We start from the raw sequence: 18,458 nt of genomic DNA on the forward strand, positions 1-18,458 counted from the left end.
TGAAGCGCAGAGCTGGGGGTTTCGACAATGGTAAATTAAGGATGGTTAATCAAGGACAGCAACTTAAGGTTGCGTCACTAATTGCAGGATCTCTTGAAGCGGCACTAATTTGAGGTTTTGTCCCGCTTCTGGCTGCCAATTACGCCCGTCTTGAACTAAAAAGGCGCCCTCTGCAAAGCCCTCGCCAAGGGATAACGAGGTCACTTCAATACCATCCGTTTCAGAGGCACCATCGATACCAAGTTCTACGTTGGCGCGGATCCGAAATTGGCTTAACATGCGCCATGGAGCCTGCCCTTCAAACACCAGATAGCTATCATTGCCTTGGCTAGACACAAACAACAGGGGCAGCCCATCATGATAGGTGAAGGCGAGGCCCTCAATATCATCAACCAGCTCGGGATGCTGATCTACTTGGATAATCCTTTGCCCCGTTGTGCCTGCTGTTGCAGCAGCGTCAAACAGCCATACGGCGTGGTCTTCTTCGCCGACAAAAAGACGCTGGGTTTGGTCATCCACCACACAGCCTTCGGGTTGGGTAGGCACCTGCATGGTTCGCACCAAGCTGGCACGCCAACCTTGCTGATGTGGCTGCACTTGGTAGTGCTGAATACGGCCAGACTTGCTATTAACGTACACCGAAGTAGTGTTATCAGCCGAGTTATAGCCCATGCATAAACCATAAATCTCATTCAGATCGGTGGCGATGTTAGCTGCGACACTAAACTCACCGTCATCTGAGATATCAAACAGTTGAATGCTGTTGTCGTTGCGTAACGAGGCGGCCGCGAGCTGCCCACGAAGGTCGACATTGTTCAAACGCCCCACCAGTAACTCTTGCACCAGTTGCCCCTGCATATCGTACACCATCAAGCCGATCCGCTTATCTGTGGCCACAATTCGACTCAGTTGTGGCTGCTGCGGATGCACCCACACGGCTGGGTCATCAATTGCATCACCGCGACGACTCGCTGGTGTGGTTTGTAACCCTGCCGCGACCTGGGCAGTCTGCGCTTTAGTTGCTCGCGGTGGTTGCACTTGGGCAGGTTTGGTCAAGCTCAGTTGGGTACTAGCACCGGTGTCTTCATTGCTTACCAACAGTTTACCGTTAGCTAGAACCCGAATATCCTGTAACTCCTCAAACTTATCTATGGGATAAGTTTGCGTGAGCTGATACCCGGTTTCTGTAACCCGGTATTCAAGCAATCGCGGCGGAGCTTCTTCTAGCGCCAGCAAGCGACCGTCGGCCAGTACTTCGAGGGCTTTTAGCTCTCCCTTAATAGCGCCAAAGGGATGTTTGACGGCCATTAAATCGCGGCCTTGATCCGCCTCTGGCTCTGCATGATAGGCCCAGATAGCTTGATCGCCTTCTGCTATTAAGAGCTGATTCTCATGCAAAGCGCACGCAGTGGCATCATAGGGCACACTAAATTCACGCAGCACCATGGGCGTTGATAACCACTGTTGATCTTGCCGCAACAGCCATTGTTCAGCGCCACCACGACCCCCTATCAAGAAAACTGACAGTTGCCCATTTTGTTCGCTTTGATAGAAGCAGATATCTTCAACCACACGGGTGGTCACCTCGCCTTGCCACACCAGTTGCGCGTCTGCTGGTGAGCGTGCCGCTGGGGTTTGTCGCCACAAGTGCAATTGTTGGGTATCGCCATCCATGGCGCCCCACAACTGTTGCTCCGGGCCAAGTGCATGGCTACGTTTTAAGGGTAATTGTGACACCTGCTCTGGCAAGGCTTGTGCCTGTAGTCCGCTGCTACCGGCCAGCCATAGGGTCAAAGCTAAGGTTAATTTGTTCATCGCATAAGACATCGTTATCACCAGTTTGTAATCTGCAGACCAAGGGTAAAGCTACGTCCGTAGGTTTCGTATTGGGCGTTGTAACGGCGTTGCCCGGTGTACACGTAATAGCTTTCGTTGGTGATATTATTTGCTGCGAACGACAAACTCACATGCTCATTAACGAGATACTTAGCGGAGAAGTCGACGGTAACGTTGTCGTCTTCATAAATATCGTAGCGGCTGTCTTCGATGTCACCTAGCTCTAATAAGTACTTAGATTTGTAGTTGGCTGCTAAGCGTAAACTGAGATCCATGGTTTCATAACCCAGCGCAATGTTGGCGGTGGTATCCGATTGGCTAGGTAGCGGGATATCGCGCGTCATCAAGCTACCATCGTCTAACCAATCGACGGTTGCTTCTGAGTCGGTGAAGGTTAAGTTGGTATTGATTAAAAAGTTATCGAGCCAGTTTTGATAGCCCGAGAACTGATGCACTAAGTTGAGTTCCAACCCGTAAACCCAGGCGTCATCACCATTGATGTAAGTAATCGCTTCGTCAAAGCTTTCGTATCCTGGGCGCCCCGCAACATCAGCCTCGTAGACGAAGTTTTTGATATCTTTGTAGAACAAGATGGCTGACATCACACCGAGATTTTCATCGTAATGCTCAATGCCTAGATCAAGGTTAGCCGAGGTTAAAGGCTCTAGATCTGGGTTACCAAATTCAGCTTTTAAGTCGCCGTCATCATTTTCTAGGTAGTAGCTTGGGCGTATTTGCTCAAAGCTTGGGCGCACCATACCACTGCTGTAGGCAAACCGAGCAACGGTGGCATCACTTAGATCATAGCGAGTGACTAAGCTAGGTAGCCAGCGGGCATTGCTGTAGCTTGCGGTTAAAGCGTTAAATTCACCTGACTCATCGTTGTAACTGTTGCCGCGAGCAACCCGTTCATCGTATTCATAGCGCGAACCGACAATCACTTGCCATGCATCGCCCTGAATATCTGCCATCAGGTAGCCGGCGGAAATATCTTCATCAATGGCGTAGCTAGAAATCGCAGATTCTACGTCATCTCTAAAATCTTGCATGGCGAGTGGCTCTAGCATCTGCCACAGTGCAGCTGCGCTAATGCCTGGGCCAAAGCTATCCAGCCCGTAATCAACGTCAGCACCAGCATAGTCAGCTAGGCTTAGGCCGCTTACCCCTAAATCAGCAAAGTCTTCAAAGATAAAAATATCTTCACGCGCAGTTTTTTCGCGCTGACTCAGCTTAACCCCGCCCTTGAAGGTCACTTGATAGCTGGGTTGCAACCAGTTGTAAGCCACATCAAGTTTGACATTGTTTTCGGTTTCTTCGGTGTCGGCATCGCTTACTTCAACTTCATCTAATTCATAGCCGGCCGTTGCATTAATAGCTGCCGGGCCTTGCAGAGCAAGCCGTTCAGTGCCTTGGTAGCTGAGGCCATCGGCAAATTCCTGCGTGAACTTAGCGCCACCGATGGCAAATGGCTGTACTTCGCTGGCTTTGCTGGTGCCGCCTTCAAGTTGCAGGGTCCAATCGCCAAAACGTTGTTCCGTACCCACCACCACAGCAGTGATCTCTTGGGTTTCTTTACGATCTTTCAGCTCTCGTGCTATTTCACCTGCGCCAGCAACACCCGCTTGCATCGGGTCTGCAAATTCAACGATACGTCCTTGACGAATCTCGGTGTCGGCAAACTCGCTGTATAAACTGCGCAAGTAATAGTCACCATCTGCTGTAGGCCGAAAATCTAAATTCAACGCTAAGCCGGTGCGCTCTCTATTGACCGCATAGGCACGTTGCTCAAACTCTTCTAAACCAGCTTCATCGAGGTCCCAGTTTCCGCCGGTTTCAACGTTATCGGTGGTAAATGAACGGTCATGGTAACTGGCCGCTAACGCAACCCCAAACACCTTGTCTTGCTGGCCTAAACCAAAGGTATTACTCCAAACACCGGAAACCTTCGGATTAGTCTCACTGGCTTGCTGGTTGTAGCCAAGATCTGTGGTGACAGAGTAGAAAGCACCGTCACGATCAAAAGCTGTCATGCTTTTTAGCTCGATGTTACCGCCCAAACTGCCAGCAGCCATGTCGGGGGTGAGGGTTTTATTCACCTCAATCGATTCTAATAAATCACTCGGAATAACATCGAGGGCAACAGCACGACGTCCTGCTTCAGGCGCTGCTAGCTGGGTGCCGTTGTAAGAAACTGAGTTTAAATCTGGAGCTAAACCACGGATCCGAATAAAACGTCCCTCACCTTGGTCGCGCTCTACCGACAAACCAGGAATACGTTGCAAGGCATCACTAACGCTATCATCTTGCAGCTTACCCATATCGTCTTTTTTCACGACGTTGATGATACCGCCTGCATCGCGCTGCTGCTGTACAGCTTTTTGCAACGCCTCGCGACTACCTATCGTTAACACCTCTTCGATGTCGTCGGTAGCTTCAGATGCGGTTTGTTCGGTGCTGGTGGTCGTGACCGGAGTTTGCTGTGCCAACACAGGTGCTGCGACTGGGAGACCGCAGGCTGCAGCGATCAGCCAAGCTAGATAAGATGGTTTCATAGCAGTAACTTTCCTTATGGTTAATTCCTAGGGTGAGTGACTGGTGAACAGTCGTAACTGCCGGTTACTATAAGGGACTGCTATGACAAACTGATGCGCTCAGCAAGGGTGGCATGAGCTGTTTGGATGGGGTCTTTTTGGGTCAGTAGCCGCAGCGCTTGTCACATCTATGTAAACAAGGCTGGTTAAGCTTGGCCACATTAGCTCACCGGCAAGCGAACCTTTAGGTTATCAACCATGCTGCAATTTATGTCGCAATCCTTGGCACCAACATCCATTCAATCCGGCCTACAACGCTATCGACTGTTTGCTTGGTTAACCCTGACCAATCTCCTCTGTTTGTTGTTGGCGAGCTCTTTAGGTGACTTGAAAGGGCTCGCTAAAGTAGACCTGATTGATTTACTCGGTGAGGGCTCAAGCCTGCTGATTATCCTGATGGTGCTTACCTTAGTGCTTAGCGCACGACCGTCCGGGCGAGTAACTCAGTTGATTTTCATCGGCGGGTTATTACTCACGGCTTCCATGAGTTTAGATGTGCTAGACGAGTTCTTTGCTTATCCCGAAGAGCTACGATTAATGAGCTGGCTCGAGTCTTTACCCATGCCGCTCGGCTTTGTAGTGATTGGCCTAGCCGCTATTAATTGGTTTCGCGAAAGCCAGATCATCCAACGCCAACTGCAATTGCGTGAACATCATTTACGCGAACATAACTGGCTCGACCCGCTCACCCTGCTCTATACCCGGCCTTATTTTCAGGTAGCTTTACAGCGTGAACTGGCATTAGCTGAGCTACAGCGCCATCCTTTGTGTTTAGTTGAGTTAAATATTGTCGGATTTGCGCGCTTAAATCACCAATACGGAGCGGCACGCGGCGATCTCATTTTACGTGAGCTTGCTGACCTCTTATTATTGTTTAGTCGTCCGCAAGACACCGTGTGCCGGGACAATAATGACAGGTTTATGTTGATCTTACCTCACTTCAACACAACTGCGGCACAACGTTGGTTGGACACCACCCTGCCCCATTTACACCGTGAATTAAACAAAAGCCTGCCCCTACTTAAAGTACAGTTAGCGGCCAAAGTTATACCGCAAGCCGCAGCCGCCAAGCTGAGCGTCACCAACGAGTATTGTCATGGTATGGCACGCAGTTAATCAACCTAGATTATTAGTTAATCCGCTGCTGCACAGCTTGCTGCCATTAGCGCAACGACGTGGCGTTTTACCACCCCAGTTGGTACGCAAAACGTCGCTCGCTAAACAAACCTTGCCCGCTAGTAATTTACGCGTAAGCCCTCAGGATTGGTGGCAATTGTTACAGAACGCCCAACAGGCACTCCCTAATTCAGAACTATGGCAGTTGTTAAGCGAAGATCTCATTCAACAAAGTTATAGTCCGCTGTTAACAGCGGTGACCAGTGCTCCTACATGGGGACAGGCGTTACACTGGCTAAAACGTTATCAGAGTTTGCTGCTACCGCTTGAGTTTGCCTTAACCGAGCGTCATGGCGACTTCCTCAAGCTAACACTGTTGCCGCGACTAGGAGAGCGACTAGGAGCGCTGGCGGCGCCGCAACTATTAGCTGTTGGGGTGTTGATTAATTTGGCTAGGGCCCATCAAGTTGCGGTGTCCGAATGGCATTTGAGTTGGCCCTTGGCAGCCGAGGTGGCACTCCCCAGCGCTTGGCATAAATGGTTGGGATCGATTCATACTGGGCCGCTGCTAACCCTGCACCTCCCCTGGCAGCAGCTATCCCAAGCTAAGCCCGGTGGTGCTGATGAGCAACCTGCGTTAGCGCAAGCACTGTCGTTCTGCCAACTGCAACATCAGCACGCTCGTTACCAGTCGCTGTTAGAACAGGTGCTGCGCTGGCTCTTAGTTCGGATTAGCCAGCAACAGACGGTTTCTATTGAGCTGTTAGCGCAGCACTGCAATCTCAGTGTATCCTCGTTAAAACGAGCTTTAGCGCACCATGGTAGTCATTACCAAAGCTGTGTTGATAGCGTTCGCCAATTACGCTTGTTGCAGTTGCTGCAGCAATACCCCTATAACAATACCGAGCTAGCCCAGTTGCTTGGCTACGCTAACCCAAATAATTTTAGGCGTGCTTGCAAGCGCTGGCTGGGCGTCTGTCCCGATCATATCCGGGCCAATTTACAGCCGCTTTTTAGCTGACGACTAAGGCACCATCATCCAGCGCAGCATGTTAGCGCTTTGGTCGCTTGGTAACCGGGTTAAGATCGATTCGTATAATTGGATGGTGGCGTAACAGTGATTGGCATAACCATTTCTATCACTTCCTAAGTTTTGTAGGTACGGCAGCCAGTCGTCTAAGCCTTCGAGCACTACCGGCAAATCGTTTTCGGCACCATCGTGGTTGATGGCCACGGGCTCTTGGTTTAAGCCGTGGCTAAGCAATGAGCTGACGGCTTGATATTGATTATTCAGAAATTGCTGATCAAAATGATTGGTAAAGACGATGCTGCCAAAGCTATCGGGATAAAGCACCCTCATACACAAAATCGGCTCTTGCTCAACCAAGGCGCGGTAAATATCCAATTCGGCTTGCATATATTCAATCACTACCTTATCAGGGACCGCCAGCAGAGCATTAAACTTCAGTTCATTCACGTAGTTGGCAACCTGCAGCTGAATCTCAGAAAAATCCGCGCCAACTTGGTACAAGCTCACAAACTCGTTTAAGATCTCTTGATACACCTCAGGAGCTTGCTCGGCGATGGTGATAAAGGGCGGCAATTGACTAAAAGCTTCATCGGCGAGCTGGTAGGCATCCTCGACTTTACCGCCGTGTTGGTTGCTAAGTTCTAGCACCAGTTGGCGCAGTGGCGCGACCGCGGTGACGACGCCATGCTCAATCAGTTCATCGATGGTGGGGTACCAAAGATCGTCAGCAGCTACCAGAAACATCGACTGGACAAAGTTTTCACTGGCGCCGGCTAGCCGAAATAACTGCATGTCATCGTATTGTTGGAGCTTTAAATCAGCTTCTTGCGCCGCCGTAGAGTTTTCCATCGAGTATTGATGGAAAGCTAAGTTAGCGCCGGGGGCAAGGTACCGAGTGTAGCCGCCAATAAAAGCCAAGGTACAAGCCGAAGCACAATGCTCGCTAACATAGGTATTTAGGCCGTAATTGCTGATAACTTCGCCTAACTTGCGCCCTTCTGCAACTAAACCACCCTCGCTATTTAAGGCTACCACTTGCACTAACGGAGCTTGTGCTAATTGCTGATCCACGTAGTTGGCAAGCCCGCGGTCCAAATATCCGTTAACAAAGAGCACATGCCCAGCGTCATCTAAACGTACTTGTTCAGTATCAAACGACTCAAACCAATCGCCGTCTTCGGCCGTAAACGCCATCAGCACCGCGAGCAATACAAACAACAGCGAACACCAACCCAGAAAAACTAAAATTTTGGTGACTATGGCCCAGCCATAACGACCCGTTTGTTGGATATGCCGGCGAGCTGAGCGCCAAGTACCCACAAGTTGCCACACGCTAAGTAGTATGTAGGCCAGCATCAACACCAACATCCCAACCATGATGGCGCTATCGCTTGGGGTATAACCCGCAACTTCTGCCAGTGCAACCAGCACCACCAAGCCCACCGAGGACAGAATATTCAGCACAATATTAACCACCACCAGGTTAATCCAGAACGCGACTGCCAAGGATAATTCACCGCGCCAATGCTTTGCTATGTAGGTCATCAAGCTGCTCCGTGAGCCGTTATTAGAGGGTCGAATGCACCGATATTCTGTTAGCAGTTTGCAAACTATGCAATCTTTTTTAAACAAAAGTGTTAAAAAACTTGGGCTTGCGATTGTGTTTTTGAGCCTATAAAAAATCCCCATCGATTATTTGTAAATGATAATAATTCGCATCAAGATCCAGCCAGTCTAATAATCACGTAACTCGAGCGTTCATCGCGAACCCTCACCGGCCGCGCCTTTTGGTTTGGAGTAGACTATGCCTGGCACTAATTATCAATCTGAGCTAAAACAGCCGCCTCAACCGACCGCTCGGTTAGCCCTGTGGAGTCTTGTTTTATTACTCTGTTTACCTATTCTGATGCCGCTGCTACTGGCACTAGTGAGTGTCCTCATGAGTTTGGTATGGAGCACCGATGCGTACCATGCTGTAAGCCATGCTCTAAGCCATGCGCTAAGCCATGCGCTAAGCTAAAAACCCGCTAAGCTGAAATAGCACTTGCGATATTTCAGCTTCTGCTCAATGATTAAGCATATCAATTGATATGTAACTCCATGGAGCAGTTATCGTGAGCATCTCTTCAACTTCATCTTCCCATACTTGGCGCTTTTTTCGTTCCGGCGGATTTGATCAAGTAGTGATTAGCCGTGGCGCTGATTTAGAACACCTCAGCGAGTTAGACCAAAAATTATGGACAGTGTTGAACTGTCCTACCTTAGGTTTAGAATTTGATGCTGCCACAACTTCGTTATTAGATACCGATAACGATGGTCAGATTCGGGTACCTGAGTTAATTGCGGCGGTACGCTGGTGCTGTGCTCGGCTGGTGGATAGCAACTTGATGTTTGCTGAACCAGGTGTGCCGTTAACTGCATTAAAGACCGACGATGCCGAGGGTGCTGCCTTGTACGCGGCAGCTCAGCGCGTGCTGACCTACTTAGATAAACCCAACGATGCTGCTCTGACGGTGCAAGATTTTCTTGATACCACCAAACTTTATGCTGCCGACCATTTTAATGGTGATGGTGTGGTGGCGCCTCAATTGGCGCAAGATCCGCAACTACAGCAATTGATCCAAGACATCATCGATTGTTTAGGTGGCGTTGCCGATCGCAGTGGCAGCCAGGGCGTGAACCAAAGTTTGCTCGAGCAGTTTTTTCAGCAAGCAGCAGCTATTGTGGATTGGCAACGAGCAGGTGACGCCGATGATTCGCAACTATGGCCGTTAGGAGCTGAAACCCCAGCGGCGGTAGCAGCACTGGAACGGGTGCAAGCCAAAGTGGATGACTATTTTGTGCGCTGTCAGTTGGCCGCTTTTGATCAGCGCGCTGCTGCTTCGTTAAATCCTGATACCGGCGTGTACGGTAGTTTAAGTAACCGCGCTATTGCTACTTTAGATACAGAATTGGCGGCCCTGCCCTTGGCCACCATTGATGCTGCCGCAGCATTGCCATTGCAAACAGGAGTAAACCCAGCTTGGGCTGATGCCATGCAACAACTACTGACCCAAGTGGTCGAGCCGCTATTAGGTACCGAGCCCACTCGCACCCATCTTAGCCGGGCTGACTGGACTGCAGTGCAAGGTTTATTGGCACCATGGCAGGCGTGGCAAGCACAGCGCCCAGCAAGTGCGTTACATCAACTGCCCGCTGAACGCCTGGCTGAGCTGGCTCAAGGTCATGGCCAAGCCGACTTAGCAGCTCTTATTGCTGAAGATGCAGCCATTACCAGTTTTGCTGAAAACGTGCAGGCACTCGAAAAATTATGCCGTTATCAGCGCGATTTGGTACAACTCCTGCGTAACTTTGTTAGTTTAAGCGACTTTTATCAGCGCCGCCAAAAAGCTATCTTTCAGGCCGGTACCTTGTTTATTGATCAGCGCAGCTGCGAACTTGTATTGCGAGTAGCCGATGCAGCTAAACATGCCTGCATGGCCTCGTTCAGTGGTTGCTATCTGCTTTACTGCACCTGCACCCGTAAAGACCAAGCCCCGCTGCAGATCGTTGCCGCACTCACCGCAGGAGATGTCGATTATTCGATGGCCGCCGGCCGCAATGGGGTCTTTTATGATCGCCAAGGGCGCGATTGGAAAGCAACGGTTACTAAAGTGGTGTCACAACCAATCAGCGTGCGCCAGGCGTTCTGGTCACCCTACAAACGATTAGCTGCTTTTATTGAAACACAAATCAATAAATTTGCGGCTGCGCGCGATAAAGACATTGATAGCAAAACCAGCGCCGGCATCACTCAAGCGAGTGCTCAGGCAAGTACTCAAGCTACTGCCAAAGCCCCAGCGCCAGCTGCTAAAAGCAGTTTTGATATTGCCAAGTTTGCCGGTATTTTTGCCGCCATTGGTTTGGCGTTAGGTGCCATTGGTACCGCTTTAGCCGCCCTCGCTGCTGGCTTTTTGGCGCTGCCGGCATGGCAAATGCCACTGGTATTGCTAGGGGTGATGTTATTGATCTCCGGCCCATCGATGTTGATGGCTGCCATGACCTTGCGCCGCCGTAATTTGGGCCCGCTGTTGGATGCTAATGGTTGGGCAGTGAATACTCGCGCTATCATTAATATCCCGTTCGGGGCGGCACTCACCGGGGTAGCTAAGTTACCAGAGCACTCTGAGCGGGCGTTAGCCGACCCCTACGCGCAACCACGCACGCGTTGGGGTTTTTGGCTATTACTGGTAGTGACTATCGTTTTTTGCGCCTACGTGTGGCACTTTGGTTGGCCGCTAGGATTGCTGTAATGCTTGTTGGGCTTGCTGGTCTAGTTCGGCCTGTAAGCCCGGCTCTAACCGTAACTGGCGCGCTAGTTCTTGTAAGTAGCTACGCTCCATAAAGTTTTGGGTATCTACCGCAAACACGCTAGCTAAATACATTTCTGCCGCAATTTCTGGTGAACTCGCTTGCCTCGCAACATCGCTAGGATCAAGCGGCTTAGCCAGTTCAGCCTGCAACCATTGTTGGGTATCAGCATCGGTTTGTAATTGGCCTATTTCTTGGTCAATCAGCTGCCGTTCGCGCTCGTCAATATGGCCATCGGCTTTAGCGGCACCAATAATCGCAGTTAAAATTGCCACACTGTGAGTTTCTACTTGTGCCGCTGGCACACGATCGATGGTCTGTGCAGAGAAACCTTGCGGGTTGCTGCTGGTATTACTGTTGGTATTGCTCTGTTTTTGCTGGTAATTGTTATAAGCTTTGTAGGCAAACACCCCAAGCGCCGCGAGGCCACCATAAGTGAGCACTTTACCGCCAAGTTTACGGCCTTTTTTGCTACCTAAGAGTAAACCCAGTGCTCCGCCAGTAACGGCACCGCCACCAAAACTATCAAAAAAGCCACGGCCCTGACCTTTAGTGGCCGAGTTATTCGAACTACCAGACCCTAATAACTGCTCGAGCAAACCTTTTGTATTCATACGCTATCTCCTGATGATCTATACCTTTCGACCTTAGTTAGTCGACCTTAGTTAGCGTAAAAAATTCAGCCGGCTAGGATCAAACCCAAACAAACTTGTCGTTACTTAATTGCTGCTCGCCGTCAAAGCGATAAGCCGCTAATACCCCGTCACCACTAGGATCGGCAACGGACCAATCCACGCAGGCAATCTGTGGAGATTGTAATTGTGGCCGACCACGCATCCAATAATGCCCAATAAATAGTGGTTTGTGCTGGTCATAACCGGGTAACTTACCCGCTTCTATGGGGCCATCGGGCAAAGTATCGAGTGGTTCAACCCCAAGTGCTAAATCACGGTAATGCTGAGTGTCCGTCCGCCACCATTGAGTACGAATAGCAAAACGCCGATGATCACCTTTATCAACAAACGAATAGCCGGGTGGTAAGCTTACTTCCCAGCCTTTGTTCATCACTTCGATGGCATCATACAAGGCGTGTCCCTTGCTGTTAGCTGCAATCCAAGCCGCTTCCGTCAATACCGCTTGGGCATCGCTATGGGCATCAATGATAGCTTTCGATGGCGCATGCCAACAGGCATGCACCACTCTTAATGCCGGTAGGTCGAGGTAAACAGGTAGGCTTCTAAACCAAGCTAAGGTACTGGCATACCAAGCTTTATCTTGCTCTGCTTCAGCTAAAAAAGCCGCATGTTGGCGGGTATGATTAGCATTGTGCGCACGTAAAAAGCCGCCGTTGCCGTCACTGAGAGTCCAGGCTACTGCATTTAATTCATGGTTGCCTAAAATCACCTGCGCCTGCCCAGCATCTTGCATGGCACGAATAATATCAACGGTTTTGCGCTGTTGTGGGCCACGATCAATCAGATCACCAACCGAGATCAGGGTTCGCTCGGGATGCCGCCAGGCACCCTGACGCAGCTGGTAGCCTAACTTTTTTAGCAAGGCTTCAAGCCGGTCACCATGACCATGAATGTCACCGATAACATCAAACATCAATACTATATCCCTAGGTTTATTAGGTTAAGCGAGCCAATGAATTATCTTCTAGCACGCTGCTTAAACTGCCGCCAGCCCCAAAAATAGATACCAGTTAGCGGTAAAAGTACTAACGCTAAGCCGCCCATGAGCACGACTATAAACCAGCCTAAGCCACCCACTGCGGCAATATGCACAGGAAAGATCATCTGGCTTACCTGATAGCCTCGGCTATCATAGCGCAGATCGTAAACACTCGTCACTGCCCCTGTCTTCGCATCAAATTGCACGTGACTACGGCCGTTTGGATGCCATTCACCAGGAAATGTAAGCCTCATACTAAGATTCGATAAAGACACCAATTGCGGTTGATGCTCTGGCAGTAATTGTTGTGCACGCTCAAAGCGCTGTTGCCAGCTGTGCGCAGCTGCAACTGTGCGCCATTGGTCTGCTGTTATCGGTTGTTGCTGCTGGTTAGGCCACAAGGCTGTTAAACCAGAACTGACGGCAGCAGCATACATGATGGCCGTACCGGTCAGTATGCCTACCAACAAAGGCAAAAAAAGTAGGCTACCAACCACCTTATGAAGCTGAAACAAGGTTGCGGCAAAGCCTCGTTGCCACGGCCATACCCAGCGCACACTTAATAATCGTCGGGACCAATGACGTGGCCACCAACGAATAAGTCCGGTTATGAGTAATATGAGCCCTGCTATTCCCAGGTAGCCGAGCAAATCTTTGCCCAGATCATGCAAGAGCAAATGGTGATGGAACTCTACCATCACGCTAATCCAATCACCTAAATAGGGGCGTGCTAAGATGTGCTCACCTTGGTCATTGTAATAATGCCGAACCCCGTTTGGCATGACAATTTCAAGCCACGGATTGGCATCACGCGGCAGGTAAGCATACCCCTCTTGATAACGATCAAAGACCTCGGCTGCAGTCGCTTGTGTTGGTATTTGCTGTAGCTTGAGTTGTGGGTAAGTCCACTGCAGCAGCTCTACTTTGTACAACAGTAAGGTACCCGTCAGCGCGACGAGTACCAACCATAAACCAAAGAATAACCCAAGCCAGCGATGCAGCTTAATTAGAATTGATAGAACCAATTGACACTCACTGTACGGCCACGACCAGCAAAGTTGGTTGCATCTGCACCTGCTGTTTGTGCGTAATAAGTTAGATAGAATTCATCCAGTAAATTCTCAATACCCAACGTAAAGAGGCCATATTCTGGAGTATCATAATTCATTTGTAGATCAATCGTTTGGTAGCCATCAAAGTTATTGATTGCCTGAGCTCCTGAATAAATATCACGATCAAACAACGTATTTAACTGCAAACGGGTATTGATTAGATCGCTCCACTGGTGCTTCCAGCTTAGATTTAAACGCCGAGGTGCGATATTACGTCCGCCTAACTTGGTATCAACGACATTGTCTGCATCACTGTCGTATTTGCCATCGGTATCAGCGTAGTTCAAATCAAAGCTAGCGGCGTTTGATAAGGCATAGCTTGCTGAGAACTCGATACCATCAATTTCAGTACGCTCGCGGGCCACAGAAAAAATACCATCCGCATTCGGTTGCAAACGTGCTCCTAAATCTGACTCAGAGGTAAAATAACTCAAACTTGCACGAAGATCTTGACCGCGAAACTCAATCCCTACTTCACGGTTATCTGCAATAACCGGCTGCAAATCCAAAAAGCTATCAACACTTAAGTTGGGCGTATCAATACCGCGCAACACGCGACCCACGTCTGGCATGCTAAAGCCTTCAGAATAGCTCGCAAACACTCGTAGAGAGTCATTGAACTCATACACCACACCGAGGTTAGGAAGTAACTCGTTAAAAGATGGCTGCCCCCCTTTAACAAAACTGCTGTTGTAGGCATATAAGGTGGTGAAATCATCTACTTTTAGCTTGCCATACTCGTATCTCAAGCCACCACTTATCGTTAGCCCGTTTTGTTGATAGCGCAGCTGTGCAAAAGGTGCCCAGTTCACAAATGCAGTTTCTGGTACCCATTTACGCCCCGTCTGCGCGAGTTCCTGAAAGGTTTTATCGTTTAAATAATCAAGACCTGCACTTACATCTATGGGTACAATGGCACCGGCACTCCAGTTCATAGTTAAACGTGAACCAAACTTATTCGAATCATTACGTGACTGATCGAAAATATCATCACCATAGGCAGGATCTTGAAAGGTACCGTAGCGACCACCACCGTATAACGCAGAGAAGTCTTGTAGGAATACTTGCCAGTTTAAATCGGCACCTAACACAGATTTATTTTTGTAGGTTAACGTGGCTGTAGTGACCTTGTTCTCAGCTGGATCACCTTCACTTGGTTGCTTCACTGAGACAGCAGCTAGCCCTTCGGTACGATCACCGTTCACCGGCGAAAAGTCACCATTGCCTTGTAAATTAAAATGATTAACCATCAATTCTAAATGCTGCTGGTCATCGATGCGGTAACCTACTTTAGTGAACACATCAAAGCTTTCTGAGTCTTGCGTATCGCCTTGGGTTACATCAGTACCAATGAATTGTCCATTGCCGTCCACGTACATGCCGGTGCTACGCAGCTGTACGCCAGCAACCACCTGCCAATCATCTGCGACATGGCGGGTTAGGTACCCGGCGCGATAACTTAGACCATCGCTAAATTCGTCGGGTGATGTGGTTAAACCAGCAACAAACTCTTGCTCCGAACCCTCTGTTGCTGATTTAGTCACAATATTGATGATACCACCGCTAGCCCCCATCCCTTGGATAGCACTAGCACCGTGGATAATCTCAACCCGTTCAATCATCAGCGGATCGATGGTGTAGCTTGCTCTTGAGCCATTTCGCAATGGATTTGATTGCGGCACACCGTCAATGAGGTAGAGTGGCTCACGCCCACGCAGTGTTTCTCCAGCACTTGTTAACTTTTGCCGTGATGGCGAAAAAGCTGGAACTAAGTTACCTAGCACATCAGATAATGAATCAGCAACTGCTAGTTGCTCGCGAATATCCTCGCCATCAATCACAGTAACCGTTGCAGCAATACTGCTGGCGGGTTGTGCGGTACGAGTTGCAGAAACCTGTATCACTTCTTGAGCTGCAAGATCTTGTGCTTGTGTGGACGTGGTTGTCCCAGCTAAAACAGATGTGATTGCTAGAGTTACAAGTGCTAGTCGCATGAATTATCCTACCTCAAGTAAAAAACCTGAGGTAATGATAATGATTCGCATTTAAAACGTCAATTAGGATATTTGACTAACTTTCTTTGCCGGCCAGCGGTTCAACGTAATGTAAATGCATATCCCAAGGAAAATGAATCCAGGTTTCTTGTTCAAGTTTTGCCACAAAGTCATCGACTAAATCCATACCCGCTGGTTTGGCATAAACGGTGATAAATTTCGCTTTGGGAAAGCGCGTTCGTAAGAACTTCAAGGTATTGCCGGTATCCACTAAGTCATCAATGACAAGAAAACCCTCGCCATCCGTGGTGGCGTTCACATCTTTGAGCAAACTAATGTCGCTGCGTTGACTGGTATGATCGTACGAGCTGACACAAACTGAATCTACCACACGGATATTCAGCTCGCGCGCCAGAATAGCTGCCGGCACTAAGCCGCCTCTAGATACTGCAATGATGCCTTGCCACTGCTCTGCCGGCAATTGGCGTCTGGCTAGTTCTTTGGTGGCGCGGTGGAGTTCTTCCCACGATACAAAAAATTCTCTATTGGTGTGGCCGACCATCGTTTTCATCCCTTTATTTGCAAATAATAACGCCCATTTTAGCGGATTTCTGTCCGCAAGCTACCTAAAACTATGGTAACCTTGCGCTCATTAGCAGCTAATTTTTAAGTTTATGGAGTCACTTGTTTTATGCCTCGTGTTATTTTTATTGATGCACAAGAGAACCAATTTGATGCCGATATTGCGGTGGGCGAAAACCTCATGCAAGGTGCTGTGGATAATATGATTGATGGAATTCTTGGTGAGTGTGGCGGCGTGATGAGCTGCGCAACTTGCCATTGTTACATAGATCCACAGTGGCAAGCACTTATTCCACCGCCATCAGAGCGAGAAGAAGATATGCTAGATATGGCCATCGAGCCTAACGAACATAGCCGCTTAAGCTGTCAAATTAAAATCACCGAAGAACTCGATGGCTTGGTTGTAAGATTACCTAAATCTCAGTATTAATTGCGATTAAACTCCGGCGATACGCACCAATACTTGGTCATGATAGCCGCAGGTGACGGTTTGCAAACCGGTCAACTCTTGATCTAACTCCGGGTCGCCCGTATCTACTAACAGCGGGCGGCCGTTTAGTTGCTGTAGTTTGCGCTTAGTTGCCACCACAATCATATTTTCAACCCCCACGTGACGAATCACAGCTGGGCTAAGTTGTTGATTACCGCGACCAAAAATATGCCCCTGCCCACCAATCACGGTAATGACTAGCTTCACGGGGCCAGCATGCTCGGAAACTAAAGCTTCTAGCTGTTTGGCGGTCACATCTTGTGCTAACAATTGACCAGCAGCAATCACATCCACGCCGAGCAAGGTATTTGCTAATCCTAATTCTTCCATCACTGCGGCTACAGTGGAGCCTGAGCCCATAATGTAGAGGGTGTCATCTTCCATGCTCTCAATGACATCAGCAGCAATATCAGCAAGAACCAATTCGTCGCTTTCTTTACCGCCCATTTTTACCGCTTGGATGTATTGTAACTCAGCTGGCACCATCATTTCGCCGTAACGCTTGGCTCGCACCGTACCAGCGCGAAAGGCTTCTTCATCAATATCCATGACATCGGCGCGGGTTACCGACGTTAACTCACCACTCACCAGTTTCTGTAGAACTTTACCTGCGGCAGCTGGGCTAATAGCATACACACCGGAGTGAATTTTTACTCCTGCAGGAATTCCTAACACCGGGCGATCATCTGGATACACTGCACAAATATCGCGAGCCGTGCCATCGCCTCCGGCAAACAACAACAAATCTACCGGCTGTTCAGTCGCAAACATACGTGCCATGGCTTGCGTATCAGCGGCAGTAGAAGGCTGCGTACTCGGGTGGTAAACCACTTGATGAGGCAAGCCCAGTTGCTGCAAAACCTGTTCGCCGAGTTCGTCACTACCACAATAGAATTGCACTTGCTCAGACCAAGATCCTAATTGCTTCAATGCCTGCATGGTACGGTGCTGGGCTTGTGGCTGAGCCCCTAAGGCCAATGCTTGCGCGGCGGTTGCAGCACCATCACTGCCTTTGAGGGCGACACTGCCGCCTAAACCTGCCAGTGGATTGATAATCAAGCCAATACGAATCAGATTACTTGAGGTCATGAGTTACAACAGGTCTCCTTAGTTATGCTTAGCAACCACTGCAGGCTGAGCTTGAACCGGCCAAGGTTGGCCATAATGGTTAGCAAGCGCGGCCGCAAACTGTGCAGCTCGCTGCGGCCAGCCGTTTGCCACGTAGGAATTAAACTGAGCCCGAACGTTGTCGGTAAAAGCATTTCTATCTATCTCGGCGCCGCTTTCGAGTGCGTTTAAATTATCCACACTCACCTGAAATTTACGCCCCGAGCAGACACAGAACAGCCATTCAATGGCTTGCGGTTTTACTTCGACTTGCTCAAACAAGCGCTGCTGCTCTGGGGTGCGACCATCGGGTTCGTACCAATAGCCGTAATCAAATTGCTGGCGACGGGCCTTACCGGCAATACACCAATGCGCTATCTCGTGCAGTGCAGAACTAAAAAAGCCATGAGCGAACACGATTTGATGCGGCTCACCGTCCGCGCCTGGCTGATAATATGGTTCGTCGGTACCTGCTACCAAGCGGGTTCGATAGCTGTCAAAAAAACACGCTTCAAAGACGTCAATAAGTGCCAGATAATCGGGCTCGTTGGCCCTTTGTGCTCGTGTCATCATCTA

The 18,458-nt window shown here is 49.4% G+C and carries 15 protein-coding genes; 5 read left to right on the plus strand and 10 right to left on the minus strand.

From position 1 onward, the window contains the following. Positions 1-63 precede the first annotated feature (63 nt). On the minus strand, positions 64-1,815 hold the full coding sequence (locus KGF88_RS05995; protein ID WP_238387075.1) for a phytase: 1,752 nt from the start codon (positions 1,813-1,815) through the stop codon (positions 64-66). 17 nt (positions 1,816-1,832) lie between these two features. Then, the gene (locus tag KGF88_RS06000; protein ID WP_153826640.1) at positions 1,833-4,388 is read right to left on the minus strand and encodes a TonB-dependent receptor; all 2,556 of its coding nucleotides are present in this window, start codon (positions 4,386-4,388) and stop codon (positions 1,833-1,835) included. 237 nt (positions 4,389-4,625) lie between these two features. On the opposite strand from KGF88_RS06000, the gene KGF88_RS06005 reads away from it, so the two are divergent. Then, on the plus strand, positions 4,626-5,543 hold the full coding sequence (locus KGF88_RS06005) for a GGDEF domain-containing protein (RefSeq protein WP_153826641.1): 918 nt from the start codon (positions 4,626-4,628) through the stop codon (positions 5,541-5,543). Beyond that, the gene (locus KGF88_RS06010; RefSeq protein ID WP_153826642.1) at positions 5,524-6,564 is read left to right on the plus strand and encodes an AraC family transcriptional regulator; all 1,041 of its coding nucleotides are present in this window, start codon (positions 5,524-5,526) and stop codon (positions 6,562-6,564) included. The genes KGF88_RS06005 and KGF88_RS06010 overlap by 20 nt, the downstream gene beginning before the upstream one ends. Before the next feature lie 3 nt (positions 6,565-6,567). Here KGF88_RS06010 and KGF88_RS06015 read toward each other — a convergent pair whose 3' ends face one another. Beyond that, the gene (locus KGF88_RS06015; RefSeq protein WP_153826643.1) at positions 6,568-8,118 is read right to left on the minus strand and encodes a hypothetical protein; all 1,551 of its coding nucleotides are present in this window, start codon (positions 8,116-8,118) and stop codon (positions 6,568-6,570) included. Between the two features lie 259 nt (positions 8,119-8,377). On the opposite strand from KGF88_RS06015, the gene KGF88_RS06020 reads away from it, so the two are divergent. Together KGF88_RS06020 and KGF88_RS06025 are read left to right on the plus strand one after the other, a co-directional pair. After that, positions 8,378-8,593 carry a hypothetical protein gene (locus tag KGF88_RS06020; protein WP_153826644.1) on the plus strand — a complete coding sequence of 72 codons (216 nt, stop codon included), beginning with the start codon at positions 8,378-8,380 and terminating at the stop codon, positions 8,591-8,593. Between the two features lie 94 nt (positions 8,594-8,687). Continuing rightward, positions 8,688-10,865: a hypothetical protein gene (locus KGF88_RS06025; RefSeq protein WP_228759518.1), complete on the plus strand. Its 2,178-nt coding sequence runs from the start codon at positions 8,688-8,690 to the stop codon at positions 10,863-10,865. Here KGF88_RS06025 and KGF88_RS06030 read toward each other — a convergent pair. From KGF88_RS06030 to gpt, 5 genes are all read right to left on the minus strand, one after another. Further along, complete coding sequence (locus KGF88_RS06030) at positions 10,851-11,537, minus strand: tellurite resistance TerB family protein (RefSeq protein WP_153826645.1); 687 nt, start codon at positions 11,535-11,537, stop codon at positions 10,851-10,853. The two genes, KGF88_RS06025 and KGF88_RS06030, sit on opposite strands and share 15 nt — an antisense overlap. 79 nt (positions 11,538-11,616) lie before the next feature. Continuing rightward, positions 11,617-12,531: a metallophosphoesterase gene (locus tag KGF88_RS06035; RefSeq protein ID WP_153826646.1), complete on the minus strand. Its 915-nt coding sequence runs from the start codon at positions 12,529-12,531 to the stop codon at positions 11,617-11,619. Between the two features lie 44 nt (positions 12,532-12,575). After that, entirely contained in the window at positions 12,576-13,622 is a 1,047-nt protein-coding gene (locus tag KGF88_RS06040) for a PepSY-associated TM helix domain-containing protein (protein ID WP_153826647.1), read from the minus strand. Continuing rightward, the gene (locus KGF88_RS06045; RefSeq protein WP_153826648.1) at positions 13,604-15,703 is read right to left on the minus strand and encodes a TonB-dependent receptor; all 2,100 of its coding nucleotides are present in this window, start codon (positions 15,701-15,703) and stop codon (positions 13,604-13,606) included. The genes KGF88_RS06040 and KGF88_RS06045 overlap by 19 nt, the downstream gene beginning before the upstream one ends. 76 nt (positions 15,704-15,779) lie before the next feature. Further along, positions 15,780-16,265, minus strand: a complete 486-nt coding sequence (gpt, locus tag KGF88_RS06050) for a xanthine phosphoribosyltransferase (protein WP_110076310.1) — start codon at positions 16,263-16,265, stop codon at positions 15,780-15,782. A 129-nt stretch (positions 16,266-16,394) separates the two neighbouring features. On the opposite strand from gpt, the gene KGF88_RS06055 reads away from it, so the two are divergent. Further along, positions 16,395-16,715 (plus strand): 2Fe-2S iron-sulfur cluster-binding protein, encoded by a 321-nt coding sequence (locus tag KGF88_RS06055; protein ID WP_110076309.1) that lies wholly within the window; start codon positions 16,395-16,397, stop codon positions 16,713-16,715. Between the two features lie 6 nt (positions 16,716-16,721). Here the strand turns inward: KGF88_RS06055 and KGF88_RS06060 are convergent, their stop codons facing one another. Then, positions 16,722-17,864 (minus strand): ATP-NAD kinase family protein, encoded by a 1,143-nt coding sequence (locus KGF88_RS06060; protein ID WP_153826649.1) that lies wholly within the window; start codon positions 17,862-17,864, stop codon positions 16,722-16,724. A gap of 18 nt (positions 17,865-17,882) precedes the next feature. Beyond that, positions 17,883-18,455 (minus strand): elongation factor P hydroxylase, encoded by a 573-nt coding sequence (locus KGF88_RS06065; protein ID WP_274380144.1) that lies wholly within the window; start codon positions 18,453-18,455, stop codon positions 17,883-17,885. Positions 18,456-18,458 lie beyond the last annotated feature (3 nt).

The organism is Idiomarina loihiensis (genome assembly GCF_024584785.1).
Taxonomy (GTDB): domain Bacteria; phylum Pseudomonadota; class Gammaproteobacteria; order Enterobacterales; family Alteromonadaceae; genus Pseudidiomarina; species Pseudidiomarina fusca.